This is a genomic window from Phyllobacterium sp. SYP-B3895, assembly GCF_009647635.1.
Classification (GTDB): Bacteria; Pseudomonadota; Alphaproteobacteria; order Rhizobiales; family Rhizobiaceae; genus Phyllobacterium; species Phyllobacterium pellucidum.
This window is the reverse complement of record NZ_WJIG01000002.1, coordinates 1,221,226-1,237,109: the sequence shown is the minus strand read 5'-3', so window position 1 is coordinate 1,237,109 and position 15,884 is coordinate 1,221,226. Positions and strand designations below refer to the sequence as shown.

The following is a 15,884-nucleotide window of genomic DNA, read 5'->3' as shown; positions in this document are numbered from 1 at the left end:
CCTCATGAATATCGATGTGCCTTCGTCTGCCGGTTCCAAGGTCGTCCGCCCCTTCGAGGTGACGAACCGGTTGATGCTTGCAATCACGATTCCGGTCATGCTCGCATCACTGACGACGCCGCTGCTGGGCCTCGTCGATACCGCTGTCATTGGCCAGGTCGGCAATCCGCATCTGCTTGGCGGCCTTGCCATTGGCGCCCTGGTCTTCGACTTCCTGTTCTCGACGATGAACTTCCTGCGCGCTGGCACGACAGGCCTTGTTGCGCAGGCCATGGGCCGCCACGACGATGTCGAGCAGCAGGCGGTATTCTGGCGTGCTCTCGGCATTGCCGTTGTCGCCGGCTTGATCTTCATCGCGGCCACCCCGCTGATCCTGCAGGCGACCGTCAGCTTCATGAATCCCGATCCGGCTGTCAGCGAAGCCATGTCGACCTATGTGTCGATCCGTCTCCTGTCGTCGCCCATGGCACTCGGCAACTTCGTCGTATTGGGACTGCTGCTCGGGCAGGGCAAGGCCATGCAGGGCCTTTATCTGCAATTGCTGCTGAATGGCGTCAATGTCGTGATGACCATCTGGCTCGGTCTTATCATGGGTTGGGGCGTCGAGGGTATCGCCTGGGGGACGGTTCTTGGCGAGACGTCGGCGTTGATCGTCGGCCTTTCGATGATCTACATGCAGTTCCGAAGCATTGCCAATCCATCGCGCAAGCGCGTTCTGGATGCGCATGAAATCCGCCGCATGTTCGCGGTCAATCGCGACATCATGCTGCGCTCGTTTTTCCTGCTGATCGCCTACGCCTATTTCACCCGGGCGGGCACCCAGGCCGGTGCGGTAACGCTGGCGACCAATGCGGTACTGATGAATTTCCTTCTGATTTCAGGCTATCTGATCGACGGCGTCACCACCGCAGCCGAACAAATCTCCGGCCGTGCCGTCGGCGCGAATTACCGTCCCGCCTTCGACCGGGGCGTAAAGCTGTCGTTTCTCTGGGGAATGATCCTCGCATCGGTCATGGCACTCTTCTTCCTGATCTTTGGCGACAGTATCGTCGCCTTCCTGATCAAGTCCGAAGAGGTTCAATCGATGGCCGCGATCTATATGCCCTGGGCCGCCCTTGCGCCCGTCACCGGCCTTCTCGCCTTCCACATGGACGGCGTCTTCATCGGGGCGACCTGGTCGCGCGATATGCGCAACATGATGATACTGTCGCTCGCTGGCTATTTTGCCGCCTACTACGTCTTGCCGGTTTACCTCGGCAATCACGGCCTCTGGCTGGCGCTCCACCTTTTCCTTGGCCTGCGTGGTATCTCGCTCCTGTCGATTCTGCCGAGCCGGGCGCGCCTGCAATTTGCCGAATAAGATGGAAATAGCGACATGCCCTAGGCCGGCAGAGGTTCGCCTGCCCATTCATTGACGTCGCAATCGCGCAGCGCAGCGATCGTCGTGATGCGGTCACGCTTCAATCTTGCCGAAAGGTCCTTGATGATGTCCCCGGCAAGACCGGGCCCCGCATAAATCATGCTCGTATAAAGCTGAACGAGATCCGCGCCGGCACGTATTTTCGCAATGGCAGTCGCCGCGCTGTCAACACCGCCAACGCCGATCAACGGCAAATCGGACCCGACGCGTTGGCGCATCTTGGCAAGGACGATCGTCGAGCGATTGAACAGCGGAGCGCCAGAAAGTCCTCCCGTCTCGCGCGCATTTTTTGTCCCTTCGAGACCGCTTCGCGACAGCGTAGTATTCGAAATTATCAAGCCGTCGAGCGGGTGAAGCGCGATCTCGGCGGCGATATCGTCGAGGCTCGTCTCTGGAAGATCGGGCGCGATCTTCAGAAAGACCGGTCGGTGCACACCCTTTTGCGCGTCGCGCGCTTCGAGCACCTTGCCAAGCAATTCGCGCAAGCTTTCGCGCGCCTGCAGATAGCGCAGTCCCGGCGTGTTCGGCGAGGAAATGTTGACGGTGAAATAGCTCGCGACTGACTGAAACTTGCGGATCCCGGCAACGTAGTCGGCAATCCGGTCCGTTGAATCCTTGTTGGCGCCTATGTTGACGCCGACAATGCCGGCATGCTTGCGCCGTTCGGTAAGCCGCTGGAAAGCCGGGTCGTGGCCTTCATTGTTGAATCCGAGGCGGTTTATCACCGCGCGGTCTTCGATAAGGCGGAAAATCCGCGGCTTGGGATTGCCGGACTGCGGCAACGGGGTCAGCGTTCCGACCTCGGCGAACCCGAATCCGAGCTTCAACAGGGCGTCCGGCACTTCGGCATTCTTGTCATAGCCTGCTGCCATGCCGAGAGGATTGGGAAAGCTGAGACCTGCCACGGTGACCCGCAGCGCCGGATCGTTCAAAGGCGCGCAACCGGGGACGATGCCGCTTTTCAAAGCTTTGATTGAAAGCCCGTGAGCATCTTCCGGATCGAAAGAGAACAGGACCTTCCTGCCGATCGCCTGGAACAGCCTGTTCATTGTTGCATCTCCGGAAATTGATGCCCGTCAGGCCCGAGGGGCAGGGGCTTTACCCATTCGACCGCCTCGAGCGGCAGCGATGCATAAAGGTGCGGAAAGAGATCGCCGCCGCGCGAAACCTCGTATTTGAGCGCATCGCCCAGCCGGTCGGTCGCAACCGCAATGAGCAGAAGATCGTCCTGGCCGGTGAAATGCTTTGTCGCGGTCTCCACGGCCTGGGCGGCTGTCGAGAAATGAATGAAACCGTCCGCATGATCGATGGGCGCGCCGTCAAAGACACCCTTTGCTTCGGCGGCCTGCCAAAGGGTGCGCGGCGCAATCTTGTATATCAGGTGAGTCATGGAAATTCTTAGTAGTCGCAAAACCCGTCCGCGCAAAGTCCGGAGTCGAACGTTTGAGCGAATTCTGTGCCTGGTTCAGATTTTTGGCGTATTATTGCAATAGGTTTGCAGGATGCAAACATGGAGGTCCGTCATGGCACCCTTTCGCACAATGCTCATTGTTCTTGCACTTGCTCCGCTGGTCGGCCAGCCGGCACGTGCCGAGGAGAGCCCGGGCTATACGCTTGAGAAGACTGCCGACGGCTTCGTGCGCATGAACAACAAGACGGGGGAGATGTCGATCTGCCAACAGCAATCCGCACAACTCGTGTGCAAGGTCGCTGCGGAGGAACGTACGGCCTATGAAGAGGATATAGCCGATTTGAAGGGCCGCGTCGCCAAACTCGAGGATACGGTGGCCGCCATGGGCAAGATTCCGCCGATTGTGCGCGACGCGCTGCCTTCGGACGAGCAGTTCGAAAAGAGCCTCGGCTACATGGAAAAATTCATGCGCCGTTTCATGGGTATCGCCAAGGAGTTCGGCTACAGCCCCGAAGACAACAAGCCGGCGCCCGACACCTTGGAGAAAACCTGAATCATCCTGACAACCACCTGTCAGGAGTGGCCGGTTTTTGGCAGGGGCCGTTCTTGATATGTTCAAGCATTTGTCGGACACTGCCCGCTCACAACTTTTCTTCCGGGGAGCGATAAGATGACTGCAGTGCCAACACTGATTGGAGAGGTATCGATCAGGCTCTTTGTACGTCATGGGGACCAGCAGAAGGCGCTCGATTTCTATGAGAACGTTTTCGGCGCCAAAATTGTCGGACGGCCTTATCTGCACAATGGCGAACTCATCGCTGCGGAAATTCGCATGGGCGCATCGTTCCTCATGATCGTCGGTGCCAACCCGAAGCGCGATGCCGACGCATCGCTCGGCGGTCCGCGCTCGATCCATGCCATCGGAGCGACGCCGGTCATGCTCGATATTCATGTCGATGATGTGGACCGCGTGCTGCACCACGCCCTCGCCGAGGGTGGCAGGATACGCAACGCCGCCGAAACGCTCGATGGCGGTGATCGGGCTGGCGTGCTCGTTGATCCGTTCGGGCATTTGTGGGTGCTGAAATCGCGGCAGAAGCACCTTGCCGCGTAAAGTGCCGGCCCCATGGCGGGGCCGGCCATCACTACCTAGCCAGCAAACCGCTTCGTCGCGTGGATGAGTTCGTGGACGATGCCGGGCTCGCTGACGGCATGGCCTGCATCCTCGACAATACGCAGATCCGCTTCCGGCCAGACCTTTTTCAGGTGCCAGGCATTGAGCAGCGGAGTGCACATGTCATAGCGCCCATGCACGATGACGCCCGGAATATCGCGGATCAGATGTGCGTTGCGCAGCAAATGGTCGTCCGTTTCGAAAAAGCCGCGATTCTGGAAATAGTGGCATTCGATACGGGCGAAAGCGATGGCAAAATGATCGTTGGAAAACGCTTCTTCACGCGCAGGATCCGGAAGCAGCGATAGCGCCGATCCCTCCCAGCGCGCCCATAATTTGGCTGCCTGCAACTGAACGGCCGGGTCGGCATCGGTCAGGCGCCGGTAGTAGGCTGCGATCATGTCGTCGCGCTCGTCTTCCGGTATATGCGCCTGGTAGGCCTCGAAACGATCGGGATAAATTATGCTCGCGCCGTTCGAATAGAACCATTCGATCTCGAAACGGCGGATCATAAAAATACCGCGCAATATCAATGCGCTGACGCGGTCCGGATGCGTCTGGGCGTAGGCGAGGCCGAGCGTCGAACCCCACGAACCGCCGAAGACCTGCCATTTGTCGATGTTGAAATGATTGCGGATCTTCTCCATGTCGGCAACGAGATCCCATGTCGTGTTCTCGTTGAGCTCCGCATGCGGCGTCGATTTTCCGCAGCCGCGCTGGTCAAACAGAATGATGCGATATTTTTCCGGATCATGCAGGCGGCGCATTGTCGGATTGATGCCGCCACCGGGTCCGCCGTGTACCATGATCACCGGTTTGCCATTCGGATTCCCGCATTCCTCCACATGTATCGTGTGAAGCTCGGAGACCTGCAGCATTTCCTCCGATGTCGGTTGAAGTTCTGGATAAAGAATGTTTGTGATCATGCGTCCCACTTTCAAGAATTTCATCCCCACGGCAAATAATTGCGCGGGAATGCGGTTTTGCCAAGGCATTTCAACCGGATCGCCTCACCTAGGCGGATAACAAAACTTTGGCGTGTACCGAATTGCTCTTGATATATCAGTCGTTTCAGATTTAGTCGTTAGCATTACGGCTTTTGGATTAAGACTGCTGCAATTTCAGCAACAAGGAATTTTTAAATCATGAACTACCGATTTCTTATTGTGGATGATCACCCCCTCTTCAGGGGAGCCTTGCGTTTGGCGCTTACTTCGCCAAGAAACAATACCGAGATTATTGAAGCTGGCGATATCGAGACTGCAAAATCTCTTATCCAGGAAGAAGCGGATCTTGATCTTCTTCTGCTTGACCTTTCGTTGAACGGTGTCGGTGGGCTCACCGGCTTTGTCGCGCTGCGTTCACTGCAGGCATCACTGCCGATCGCCATCATCTCGGCAACCGACGATCCGGTTACCATCCGGGCCGCCCTCGAACTCGGCGCATCGGGTTTCATTTCCAAGTCTTCGGGGCCGGACGTTATCAAGGAAGCAGTGCAGACGATCCTTGACGGGGGCATCTGGTCGCCGCTGGCCGATGGTGACGACGACGTGCTTGATCCGGAGATGATCGAACTCATTCGCTGCATCCGCAAACTTACTCCACAGCAGGCACGTGTATTGAGCATGATGGCTGATGGCATGCTTAACAAGCAGATCGCCCATGAACTGAACGTTTCGGAAGCGACGATCAAGGCACACGTCTCCGCCGTTCTCTACAAGCTCGGCGTCGAGAGCCGCACGCAAGCGGTCATCCGGCTGGCACGCTTCAAAGAAGAGTCGATGCCCAGCCAGTCTCTTATGTAATCAAGTCCTCATTCCGCTGCGATTGCCTGGCGGAAATGCGAAAGCAACGCCCGCAGCGCTGCGGGTCGGACAGGCTTTTGGATGACGGCGATGTCCTCGGCGTTGGCTTGATCGCGCGTGGCATTCGAGCGATCTGCCGTAACCAGTGCCGCCGGTATATGGCGCTGGAAGTATTCGCGTGTGTAGGCGACCATTTCTATTCCGTTTTCATCGCCCAGATTGTAGTCCGCCAAGATAACGTCGGGAACGGCTGGATTGTCCTGGCAATAGGCTTTCAGCGCCTCGCCGCTATCCAGCATGACGACATAACAACCCCATGTTGCCAGCAACTCCTGCATGCCGGCAAGCGAGTGCGGGTTGTCATCGATGCACAGCACGGACAATCCCGATAGGGGTGCCGCAGGCCGAATGGTCCGGACATTTTCCGCAGCGGGGGGCGCGCCCGCCTTCGAGACCGGAATTGTCACCGAGAACATCGATCCCTTGTTCGGCGTCGATTGCACTTGCACGGAAAGGTCGAGGATTTTCGCGATGCGCTCGACGATGGAAAGGCCGAGGCCAAGCCCGTCCGAAATCTTCATGCCTTCGGCGAGGCGGGAAAACTCGCGGAATATGTTTTCGAGTTGCGACTTTGGAATGCCGATGCCGGTGTCGAACACCTGCAGTTCAATCCTGTCGCCGCGCCGGCGGGCGCCGACAAGCACCTTGCCGCTGCGACAATATTTGATCGCATTCGAGACAAGGTTCTGAACGAGGCGGCGCAGAAGATTGCGGTCGGTCGCCACGACCAACGAACTCATGACCACGTCCAGCGTCAGGCCCCTTGCATGCGCCGTCGGCGAAAAATCGCGGACGATCTGTTCAAGCAAAGAATCAAGGCGGAAGACGGATACAACCGGTTTGAGCGCGCCCGTATCAAGGCGCGAAATGTCGAGCAGGGCGTTGATGATAACCTCGACCGCCTCAAGCGACGAATCGACATTGCTGACGAGTTGCTTTTCGCGCGAATTGCCGAGGCGCTCCATCAGGGAGGAGGAGTACAGCCGCGCCGCGTTCAAGGGCTGGAGAATGTCGTGGCCGGCATCGGCAAGGAAACGCGTCTTGCTGATATTGGCTTCTTCGGCCCGTTGCTGTGCCTTGGCGAGTTGCTGGTTGGCGAGCGTGAGCTCGTTGGTGCGGTTGCGAACACGCTGTTCCAGAGACTCGTTTGTCTGCCGCAACAGATGGTCGGCATTTACCGCTTGTGTGACATCCGTCAACGTCGTGACGATGCCGCCGTCCGGAATGGAGTTCGAGCGGATTTCAATTGTTTGGCCGGTATCCGTCAGCGTGATGCGCCACGGCGCGGTCGATTTGGCAAGATCGTTGAGGAGTGCCGGGTCGGCGGCGCTTGCGAGATCGCCGCGCTCGTAGAGATAATGAACGATGCTGCGAAACGGGGTGCCCATGCGTTGCAGGTCCCTTGGCAGATTGAGCAATACGCGGAACTGCGCGTTCCAGCAGCTCAGGCGATATTGCGGGTCGAACACGCAAATCCCCTGATCCATTTGATCGAGCGCCGTTTGCAGCAGATATCGGTTTTGTGCCAGTGCATCGGTTGCATGCTCGAGGAGGATCTGGGCGCGGCGTTGTGCGGGGCCTGTCGGCCCCATGGCGAGCGACAGGATCATGCGGGCCGAGGGCGAGCCAACAATGCCGGAGAGCAGTTGTTCGGCGAAATGTACCGTCTTGAAATCTGCCCCATCCTCGTTGTCGAGCAGAATACCCTCACGCTTGTGAAAGGACGCGAAAGCCAATTCAGCTTGCTCATAGCCGATATATCTGGAGACCGTCTCCTTGAGCTGCCTGACGGTGATGGAGGGCTGAAGTGTTCCGACCGGCGTCGACAGCGGGGCTTTATCGGTGATGAATACCGAAGCCTGAATGCGCTCAAGCGGCGTGGCGCTGCGTGACAGTGACCCGGCAATATAGCAAACAATATTGGCGGCAAGGCTGAAGAAAAGGCCGTGCACGTAGCTTGCCGCCTCGACGCCAAAAAGCGCCTGCGGCTTGAGCGCTGCAATCCCAAGCGGACCGTCGGTCAAGAGCGCGGAGGCTGGATCGATCAGCGTCGGGATGACCATCGTATAAAGCCAGACGCTGAATCCCGCGATCATGCCCCAGTTCGCGCCGCGCGCCGTCCCTCGGCGCCAAATAAGGGCGCCGACGAATGGCGGCACCAGCTGGATGACCGCGACAGCCGAGATCAGCGCGAGTTCGGAAAAGTCCATCTTCCAGGATACGAAATACTGATAGGCCCAGGCTATCCCGAGAATGGCGACGAGGGACCAGCGCCTGATCCGGGGAATGACCTTGGTATAGTCCTTTGGCTCGGCTGGATTGCCAGCAGCCGGGCGCAACAGCAGCGGCAGCATCAAATCGTTGGTGATCATGATCGACAGCAATATCGATGGCGCAATGATCATCGTCGTTGCTGCCGGAACGCCACCCAGAAAGGCGATGCCGGCAAGCAATTTCTGGCCGGCAACGATTGGCACGCAAATGAAGTAAAAGTCCGACGCAGCCTCCGGCGGCAGGGAAATGGCCCCCGCCACGGTTATGGGGATGACAAAGACACCGCCGATCAGCAAGAGGAGCGGTGTGAACCAGCGCGCAAGGCGCATTTCTCCGCCACCCCGATGCTCGACGATCGTCAGATAGAACTGGTTGGGCAAAAGCAGTACGGTCGATGCGCCGACAAGCATGAGGGCCACGAGGTTGGCAACGGATATGCCGTTGTTGAGAAGCGGAATGTCCTGCCGGCGCTCCATCGCCTTGGCGAAAAGTTCTGTCGGTGATCCGAACAGGAACGTCACGGTAGCAATGCCGATAAGCAGGAAGACACCAAGCTTGATCGTGGCCCCCACGGCGACCGCCTTGATGAACCCATCGTAGCGGTCCTTCTGCTGCGGACCGCGAGCGGCGATGTAAACGGTATAGACGGCGATCCCAAGCTGAACCAGGGCAATGATCATGTGGTGGTGATCCGCGCCTTCGCTCATGTGGTTGGAATAGATGTCCATCATCTGGTGGATGGCGGCGAACTGCAGCGCAATGTAGGGGATGAGCCCGATCGTCGTGATCGCGGTGACCAGCGCTGCAACGGAAAAGCTCTTGCCGTACCGTGCGCCGACAAAGTCGGAGATCGATTTTATGCCTTCCGATTTGGCAAGCTGGCTCACTTTGCCGAGAATCGGAAATCCCAACGTGAACATGAGACCAATGCCGAGGAAGAGCCCGACAAATTCGATCCCGTTCTTGGCGGCGTAACTGGCGCTGCCGTAGTAGAGCCAGGACGTGCCGCTTGCAGCAAGGCAGATCGAGTAGACAAAGGGCCGCGGCAGACGAAAACGGCTGGGAAGCCGGTTCGCGCGCCTCACCACGATCGACTGGAACGCGAGGTAAAGCACAATGATTAGGACTGCAATATACAAGCCCGACATGGGCTTCACCTTCCGTTACTTTGCTTCGGCACGCTTCGCGTTCAGGCTTTTTCGGCTTGCCCGCCGATTGCCCAGGCCGTTAATACTGGTAGAAGAAAACGAACGCTCTATCAATAATTTCAAAACTTCTGTTACAGTTTTCAGGTTATGGCAAATGCGATGACCGTTGGTTTGGATTAACACATAATACTGGAGAGTGGTACATCATGCTGAAAGAATTCAAAGAATTCGCCTTGAAAGGAAACATGGTTGATCTCGCCATCGGTGTGATCATCGGTGCCGCGTTCGGCCGACTGGTCGAGTCGATCGTCGCCGATATTTTCATGCCGATCATAGGTCTGCTTACACGCGGCACCGACTTTACCAACCTGTATCTCCAGCTTTCGGGCGACGCGCAGCCGACCCTCGCGGCGGCCCGGCAGGCTGGCGCGACCATCGCTTATGGAAATTTCATCACTCTGCTCATCAACTTCCTGATCGTGGCCTGGGTCCTGTTCATGGTGGTCAAGGCAATGAACCGCTTCAAGAAGAAGGAAGCCGCCAAGCCTGCCGAACCGACGAAGGAGGAAGTGCTCCTCACGGAAATTCGCGACCTTCTCGCCAAGCGCACGTGACAGGTGTCGCTCAAGGGTTGCCCTGAGGGCAGCCCTCCGATCTCGGGCCGCCATCGGCCATTATCCCAATACTTTGCCGTCATCCTGTGCCCAAGGCCCGAGGATGATGGTGGTCAGGTCGCGGAGTGCCTCTCCCGCCATAACGGTGGCGGGAGCCCATCACTTGCGATGATGGAAACATCACAAATATCCACGTGCGAAACAGAATTCGTTGTTATAGGTCTGCGGCAGGCAGACTGGAGACACGAATAAATGAACCTCGTTCAGCAATTGCGGCATGAAGCAGCGGTGGCACCGGAGAGCGGCATCGTTGCCGTCATGAATCATGGTCGTCGCCAGGAGGGCGTCATCCCGCTCTGGGCCGGCGAGGGCGATCTTCCGACGCCCGATTTCATTCGCGATGCCGCATCGACAGGCCTCGCCAATGGCGAGACCTTTTACACCTGGCAGGCCGGCATACCGGAACTGCGCCAGTCGCTTGCGGCTTATTACAAACGCCATTTCAACGCGGATCTGCCGGTCGAGCATTTCTATATTACCGGATCGGGCATGCAGTCGATCCAGCTTGCAATCCAGGCAACGGCCGGCGCGGGCGACGAAGTCATCTATCTCTCTCCGGCCTGGCCTAATTTTGCCGCCGCCGCGGGCATTGCCAGCGCAACCCCTGTAGCGGTGACGCAGGATTTCACGGGCAACGGTTGGGGATTCGATCCCCAGAAAATACGCGATGCCATCACGCCGCGAACCCGGGCGCTATTCATCAATACGCCTTCCAATCCCTCCGGCTGGACCGCCGACATCGATACGCTGAAGGAAATCCTGAGCATTGCCCGTCAGCACGGATTGTGGATCGTTGCCGACGAGATCTACGCGCATTTCTACTACGGCCCCCGCCGTGCGCCCTCCTTCCTTGACATCATGGACCCGGATGAGCGCATCATCTTCGTCAACAGTTTCTCCAAGAACTGGGCCATGACCGGATGGCGGGTCGGCTGGATGGTGGTTCATCCTTCGCTTGGCAAGACGATCGAAAATCTCATCCAGTATTCGACGTCCGGCGTTGCCCAATTCATGCAGCGCGGCGCAGTTGTCGCGCTCGATCAAGGCGACGATTTTATTCGCATGCAGGTCGAGCGCGCCCACAAGGCACGCGATATTCTCTGTGCCAAGCTCGCGGCGACGGGAAGGGTAAAGCTGTCGCCGCCCGCAGGCGCGTTCTACCTGCTTTTCGGTATAGACGGCATCAGCGACTCCTATCGCGCTGCCTTTGATATTGTCGATGAGGCTAAAGTCGGCCTTGCGCCGGGCACGGCTTTTGGCGATGGTGGCGCCGCCTTTCTACGGCTCTGCTTCGCCCGACGGATCGATCAGGTCGAGGAGGCGGCCGACCGCCTCGCAGACTGGATCCGGAAACGTTGACGCCGAACCCCGTTCATCTCGACAAGATCAAAGCCACCCTTCTTTCATTGCTGATAGCCACGGCCGGCGGCTTGACCGCCTGGCTGATCGACCTGCCTATTCCGTTCCTGCTCGGTTCGACGATAGCCGTTACCGCCGCCTCGCTGTCGGGGATAAGAATTTATATTCCGGACCGGCTGCGCGGCTTCGTCTTCTTTTCGCTGGGCATTCAGGCAGGTTCGGGCGTCTCACCCGGCATCCTCGACCAGATGGTGCTGTGGCCGGTGAGCTTCCTGATGCTTTTCGTGGCGCTCGTTCTCGTGACGTCGCTCACCTACCTCATGCTGCGCAAGGGTTTCGGCTGGGACGGCCCGACGGCGCTCTTTTCGGCACTTCCGGGCGCACTCTCCTTTGTCCTCGTCGCGGCGATGGGCACCTCGGCCAATATGGTGAAAATCACCGTCATCCAGTGCGTGCGCCTGTTGCTTCTCATCGGGTTCCTGGCGCCGCTTCTCGCTATCATCGCAAGGAATGCGCCGCATGTCGTCGTTGCAGTCAATTATGACTGGACCATTCAGGAGGCTGTCATCCTCCTCGTCTGCGGCGGCGCCTTGCTCGGCTATTACAGCCGCATTCCTGGAGGCATGATGCTCGGCGCCTTGCTCGCCAGCGGTATCCTGCATGCCACGTCCATCGTGACAGCTGTCGTTCCCCGCTCGATTGCCGATATCGGCCTTATCGTGCTCGGCGTGCTGATAGGCTCGCGGGTCGGCGTAGAACATAGAAGCCAGTTGGTGCGCTATCTGCCGGCGGCGCTTCTTGCCTTCCTGATCGGAACGGCAGCGTCCTCCGCCGCCGCCCTGGTCGTCTGGCTGCTTCTCGACATTCACCCGGCACAGATAGCGCTTGCTTTTGCACCGGGGGCGCTCGAGGCGCTCACTGTGATCGCCTTTTCCCTCGGCGTCGATCCGTCCTATGTGGCTTCGCATCATGTGGTGCGGTTTCTGTTGATCGCCTTCTCGGTGCCGTTTCTCGCCCGCCTTGTTGCGCGCTGAACCACAAACAAAAACCGGCGCTCACGCGCCGGTCCACTTGCGTGCAACCAGATGCAATCAGCCGCCGGCCTTTGACACAGCGAGCGTTACGACCCGCTCGCTCGTTTCGATGGCGGGTTCGCTGTCCTTGGAGAAAGGAATGCCAAGCGCGGTCCACACCTCGACCAACGCGTCCTTCAGCTCGACGACGAGTTCGTTGGAATGGAACGGCGTCGGCGTGATGCGCAGACGTTCGGTGCCGCGCGGGACGGTCGGATAATTGATCGGCTGGATATAGAGGCCGTGCTTCTGCAGGAGGCGGTCGCTGGCTTTCTTGCAGAGTTCAGGGTCGCCAACGAGAATCGGAACAATATGCGTCTCCGATTTCATCACGGGCAGATTGGCCTGGGCGAGGACGTCCTTGGTGAGCTTTGCCTGGCACTGGTGCATGCGGCGCTCTTCCTGCGACACTTTGAGGTGCCGGATCGATTGCGTCGCTGCGGCTGCAATTACAGGAGGCAGTGCGGTCGTGAAGATAAAGCCGGGTGCATAGGACCGGATGGCGTCGATGACAGTCTTTGGGCCGGCAATATAGCCGCCCAGCGTTCCGAACGCCTTGGCGAGTGTGCCCTCGATAACGTCGATACGGTCCGACAGGTTCTCGCGGTCGGTAATCCCACCGCCCCGGTTGCCGTACATGCCGACAGCATGAACCTCATCGATATAGGTCATGGCGTTGTATTCGTCGGCAAGGTCGGCGATTGCCTGAACGGGGGCGATGTCGCCGTCCATCGAATAGATGGATTCGAAGACGATCAACTTGGCGCGCTCCTTGCCCGCCGCTTTCAAAAGCTCTTCGAGATGAGCAAGGTCGTTGTGGCGGAAAATCTTCTTTTCCGCGCCCGAACGCCGCACGCCTTCGATCATCGAGGCGTGGTTCAGCTCGTCGGAAAGGATGAGGCAATTCGGCAGAAGCCGCGCGATCGTCGAGATCGACGCTTCGTTCGACACGAAACCGGAGGTGAATACGAGGGCTGCTTCCTTCTGGTGAAGGTCGGCCAGTTCGTGTTCGAGTTCAACCAGCGGATGGTTATTGCCGGAGATGTTGCGGGTGCCGCCAGCGCCGGAGCCCATGCGGCTCGATGCGTCATGGATCGCTGCAATCACATCCGGATGCTGGCCCATGCCGAGATAATCGTTTGAACACCAGACCGTAATTTCGCGTTGCGTACCTTCGTCGCGCCAGATCGCGCGCGGAAAACGACCCACGATCCGTTCCAGATTGGCAAAGACCCGGTAGCGCTTTTCAGCGTGCAACTGGTCGATCGCGTCTTCAAAAAACCGACGATAGTCCATGAATTGCTCCTGTATCATGAACGTAGTACCGTTTTTGCCTGGCAAAATCCATTGTGAGTTGAGGGTCAATTTGCCACGGTTTAAACGAAACTCTAACCCCTAAATGTTGAAGCCGGCAAAAATTGTCGAAGAAAGCACGTGATGTCGGGCGCAAAGTCGCGGCGCCGGGAACGGGCATTCACCTTACTCACATTTTGTCGGTTCCCTTTGTCCGCATACCACGTAAGTTGCATCACATTGGCTCGATGATTAGCTTTCAACGGCTGACTCGATGCGACAAGATCAACTCTGGCAACAGAATGGGGACCAAGGGGCTGTGTCAATGACCGTGCTTGTGACCGGCGGCGCCGGATATATCGGCAGCCACATGGTCTGGGAATTGCTCGATGCCGGCGATTCCGTCATCGTGCTGGATCGTCTTTCAACGGGTTTTGAGTGGGCTGTGCCGCCCGAGGCGAAACTGATCGTCGGCGATATCGCCGATCAGAGCCTCGTTCGCCAGACGATCGAGCGCAACTATGTCGATGCGGTGATCCACTTCGCCGGATCAGTGGTGGTGCCCGATTCCGTCCGCGATCCGCTTACCTATTACGAGAACAATACCTGCAAGTCGCGGGCGCTGATCGAGGCTGTGGTAAAATCGGACGTGAAGAACTTCATCTTTTCATCCACCGCGGCCGTCTATGGCGACGCGGGCATGAAGCCTGTCACCGAAGATGCAGCGACACATCCGGAATCGCCCTATGGGCTATCCAAGCTGATGACCGAATGGATGCTGCGCGATACCGCCGCCGCCCATGATTTCCACTATACGGCGCTGCGCTATTTCAACGTCGCCGGTGCCGATACCAAGGGACGAACCGGTCAATCGACGCGCGGCGCCACCCATCTCATCAAGGTTGCCTGCGAGACGGCACTCGGCAAGCGCCCGTATATGGAAATCTTCGGCCACGATTTTGCAACGCCGGATGGCACTTGTGTGCGCGACTATATTCACGTCAGCGACCTTGTGGCGGCGCATCGCCTGGCGCTGGAGCGCCTGCGTTCGGGTGGCAGCAGCATGGTGGCGAATTGCGGATACGGACGCGGCTTTTCCGTCAAGGAAGTGATCGAGAGTGTCGAGCGTGTGCATGGCAAACCGATCGATGCAAGGTTGACGGTCCGCCGTCCAGGCGACGCGGCCTCGGTGGTCGCGGACAGCAGCAAGGCGCGCCTCGACCTCGGCTGGAAGCCGAAGCTCGACAATCTCGATACGATCGTCGAGTCGGCGATGAAATGGGAAAAGGCGCTGCAGCACCGCAACAATAAGGGCTGAATACGACGTATCAATCTTCTTTTTGCTCCTTCTTCAGCGGCAGCATGAGGCGCAGCGTGAGAAGCGTCAGCACGGATATGATAATCGCGACATCGTAGCTTTCGAGCCCGACCGAAACGCCGATGGCGCCAGTCGACCAGATGCTCGCCGCGGTCGCCGTGCCGCGTACCGAGTTCTTGCCCTGCAGGATTGCCCCGCCTCCGATAAAGCCGACGCCAGTGATAAGGCCCTCGACGATGCGAGCCAGCGCTTCGGGATTGTCAGTCATCAGGCGTTCGGCGCCTTGCACGAATCCGCAACTCGCCAGCGCTACCAGCGGGAAGGTCCGCAGGCCGGCGCTTCGCTCCTCCTGTTCGCGCTCCCACCCGATGGGAAAGGCAAGGATATAGGCCACCGCCAAAGCAAAGGCATGTGGGAAAAGCGGCAGGGTATTCAGGTAATGAAACGTTTCGAACAAGCGCTGTCTCCAACCATTATGAACGTTGAGCACAACGCCAGGTAGTGGTCAGCGGTTCCCGAAACGATACGACCAGCAGGCCTGCGGCGCCGCGACACATTGCCATTGAAGTCTTAAGGCTTGAAAAGGGGAACCTTCTTCTTGGGGAACGGTTGTTCTTTCAACGAGGCACTAGTTGGAGCTTGATTGATGGACGGCCGAAACCGTACCTACGAAAAAGAACTCTCGCAGATTTTGAGACGGCAGATTTCGCAGTCGTCCTACAGATCGGCGATAAGAGCTGCAGGTATCTACAAGGTTGATGAAACCGTCCCGGAAAGTCTTCTCGACCAGCTTAGGCGTCTTGATGACGCCGAGCGGACCTTGCGAAAGTCCTGATTCTGTCTAAAAAAAGAGGCGGGCCAAAAAGCCCGCCTCT

15 protein-coding genes are annotated in these 15,884 nt (G+C 58.2%); 9 read left to right on the top strand and 6 right to left on the bottom strand.

What is annotated here, in order from left to right; translation table 11 throughout:
• Positions 1-4: 4 nt before the first annotated feature.
• A complete protein-coding gene (locus tag GF108_RS12495) occupies positions 5-1,360 on the top strand; it encodes an MATE family efflux transporter (protein ID WP_153668175.1) in 1,356 nt (451 codons plus the stop codon).
• A gap of 20 nt (positions 1,361-1,380) precedes the next feature.
• Here GF108_RS12495 and GF108_RS12490 read toward each other — a convergent pair whose 3' ends face one another.
• Entirely contained in the window at positions 1,381-2,469 is a 1,089-nt protein-coding gene (locus GF108_RS12490; RefSeq protein WP_153668174.1) for a quinone-dependent dihydroorotate dehydrogenase, read from the bottom strand.
• Complete coding sequence (locus GF108_RS12485; RefSeq protein ID WP_153668173.1) at positions 2,466-2,810, bottom strand: DUF952 domain-containing protein; 345 nt, start codon at positions 2,808-2,810, stop codon at positions 2,466-2,468. The genes GF108_RS12490 and GF108_RS12485 overlap by 4 nt, the downstream gene beginning before the upstream one ends.
• Positions 2,811-2,943: 133 nt before the next feature.
• On the opposite strand from GF108_RS12485, the gene GF108_RS12480 reads away from it, so the two are divergent.
• Positions 2,944-3,384 carry a hypothetical protein gene (locus GF108_RS12480; RefSeq protein WP_153668172.1) on the top strand — a complete coding sequence of 147 codons (441 nt, stop codon included), beginning with the start codon at positions 2,944-2,946 and terminating at the stop codon, positions 3,382-3,384.
• Between the two features lie 117 nt (positions 3,385-3,501).
• Positions 3,502-3,945, top strand: a complete 444-nt coding sequence (locus GF108_RS12475) for a VOC family protein (protein WP_153668171.1) — start codon at positions 3,502-3,504, stop codon at positions 3,943-3,945.
• Between the two features lie 35 nt (positions 3,946-3,980).
• Here the strand turns inward: GF108_RS12475 and pip are convergent, their stop codons facing one another.
• Entirely contained in the window at positions 3,981-4,931 is a 951-nt protein-coding gene (gene pip, locus GF108_RS12470) for a prolyl aminopeptidase (RefSeq protein WP_153668170.1), read from the bottom strand.
• A 219-nt stretch (positions 4,932-5,150) separates the two neighbouring features.
• On the opposite strand from pip, the gene GF108_RS12465 reads away from it, so the two are divergent.
• Positions 5,151-5,810, top strand: coding sequence for a response regulator transcription factor (locus GF108_RS12465; RefSeq protein WP_091919797.1), 660 nt, complete (start codon positions 5,151-5,153; stop codon positions 5,808-5,810).
• A gap of 8 nt (positions 5,811-5,818) precedes the next feature.
• Here the strand turns inward: GF108_RS12465 and GF108_RS12460 are convergent, their stop codons facing one another.
• Positions 5,819-9,292: a NahK/ErcS family hybrid sensor histidine kinase/response regulator gene (locus GF108_RS12460; RefSeq protein WP_153668169.1), complete on the bottom strand. Its 3,474-nt coding sequence runs from the start codon at positions 9,290-9,292 to the stop codon at positions 5,819-5,821.
• A gap of 206 nt (positions 9,293-9,498) precedes the next feature.
• Here GF108_RS12460 and mscL point away from each other — a divergent pair, with 206 nt between their 5' ends.
• From mscL to GF108_RS12445, 3 genes are all read left to right on the top strand, one after another.
• The gene (gene mscL, locus GF108_RS12455) at positions 9,499-9,906 is read left to right on the top strand and encodes a large conductance mechanosensitive channel protein MscL (protein WP_153668168.1); all 408 of its coding nucleotides are present in this window, start codon (positions 9,499-9,501) and stop codon (positions 9,904-9,906) included.
• Positions 9,907-10,158: 252 nt separating this feature from the next.
• Complete coding sequence (locus GF108_RS12450) at positions 10,159-11,325, top strand: pyridoxal phosphate-dependent aminotransferase (RefSeq protein ID WP_153668167.1); 1,167 nt, start codon at positions 10,159-10,161, stop codon at positions 11,323-11,325.
• Positions 11,322-12,359, top strand: a complete 1,038-nt coding sequence (locus tag GF108_RS12445; RefSeq protein WP_172982621.1) for an AbrB family transcriptional regulator — start codon at positions 11,322-11,324, stop codon at positions 12,357-12,359. The genes GF108_RS12450 and GF108_RS12445 overlap by 4 nt, the downstream gene beginning before the upstream one ends.
• A 57-nt stretch (positions 12,360-12,416) precedes the next feature.
• On the opposite strand, the gene hemA is transcribed toward GF108_RS12445, so the two are convergent.
• Positions 12,417-13,694: a 5-aminolevulinate synthase gene (gene hemA / locus GF108_RS12440; protein ID WP_027230323.1), complete on the bottom strand. Its 1,278-nt coding sequence runs from the start codon at positions 13,692-13,694 to the stop codon at positions 12,417-12,419.
• 322 nt (positions 13,695-14,016) lie between these two features.
• On the opposite strand from hemA, the gene galE reads away from it, so the two are divergent.
• A complete protein-coding gene (galE, locus tag GF108_RS12435) occupies positions 14,017-15,009 on the top strand; it encodes a UDP-glucose 4-epimerase GalE (RefSeq protein ID WP_153668165.1) in 993 nt (330 codons plus the stop codon).
• 10 nt (positions 15,010-15,019) lie between these two features.
• Here the strand turns inward: galE and GF108_RS12430 are convergent, their stop codons facing one another.
• Entirely contained in the window at positions 15,020-15,466 is a 447-nt protein-coding gene (locus GF108_RS12430) for an MgtC/SapB family protein (RefSeq protein WP_051614557.1), read from the bottom strand.
• 189 nt (positions 15,467-15,655) lie between these two features.
• Here GF108_RS12430 and GF108_RS12425 point away from each other — a divergent pair, with 189 nt between their 5' ends.
• Positions 15,656-15,844, top strand: coding sequence for a hypothetical protein (locus tag GF108_RS12425; RefSeq protein WP_027230320.1), 189 nt, complete (start codon positions 15,656-15,658; stop codon positions 15,842-15,844).
• Positions 15,845-15,884 lie beyond the last annotated feature (40 nt).

Coding starts and splice junctions, on each gene's coding strand:
- GF108_RS12425 (WP_027230320.1), top strand. CDS start 15,656: ATGGACGGCCGAAACCGTACCTACGAAAAAGAACTCTCGCAGATTTTG.
- hemA (WP_027230323.1), bottom strand. CDS start 13,694: ATGGACTATCGTCGGTTTTTTGAAGACGCGATCGACCAGTTGCACGCT.
- galE (WP_153668165.1), top strand. CDS start 14,017: ATGACCGTGCTTGTGACCGGCGGCGCCGGATATATCGGCAGCCACATG.
- GF108_RS12460 (WP_153668169.1), bottom strand. CDS start 9,292: ATGTCGGGCTTGTATATTGCAGTCCTAATCATTGTGCTTTACCTCGCG.
- GF108_RS12475 (WP_153668171.1), top strand. CDS start 3,502: ATGACTGCAGTGCCAACACTGATTGGAGAGGTATCGATCAGGCTCTTT.
- GF108_RS12490 (WP_153668174.1), bottom strand. CDS start 2,469: ATGAACAGGCTGTTCCAGGCGATCGGCAGGAAGGTCCTGTTCTCTTTC.
- mscL (WP_153668168.1), top strand. CDS start 9,499: ATGCTGAAAGAATTCAAAGAATTCGCCTTGAAAGGAAACATGGTTGAT.
- GF108_RS12495 (WP_153668175.1), top strand. CDS start 5: ATGAATATCGATGTGCCTTCGTCTGCCGGTTCCAAGGTCGTCCGCCCC.
- pip (WP_153668170.1), bottom strand. CDS start 4,931: ATGATCACAAACATTCTTTATCCAGAACTTCAACCGACATCGGAGGAA.
- GF108_RS12465 (WP_091919797.1), top strand. CDS start 5,151: ATGAACTACCGATTTCTTATTGTGGATGATCACCCCCTCTTCAGGGGA.
- GF108_RS12485 (WP_153668173.1), bottom strand. CDS start 2,810: ATGACTCACCTGATATACAAGATTGCGCCGCGCACCCTTTGGCAGGCC.
- GF108_RS12480 (WP_153668172.1), top strand. CDS start 2,944: ATGGCACCCTTTCGCACAATGCTCATTGTTCTTGCACTTGCTCCGCTG.
- GF108_RS12450 (WP_153668167.1), top strand. CDS start 10,159: ATGAACCTCGTTCAGCAATTGCGGCATGAAGCAGCGGTGGCACCGGAG.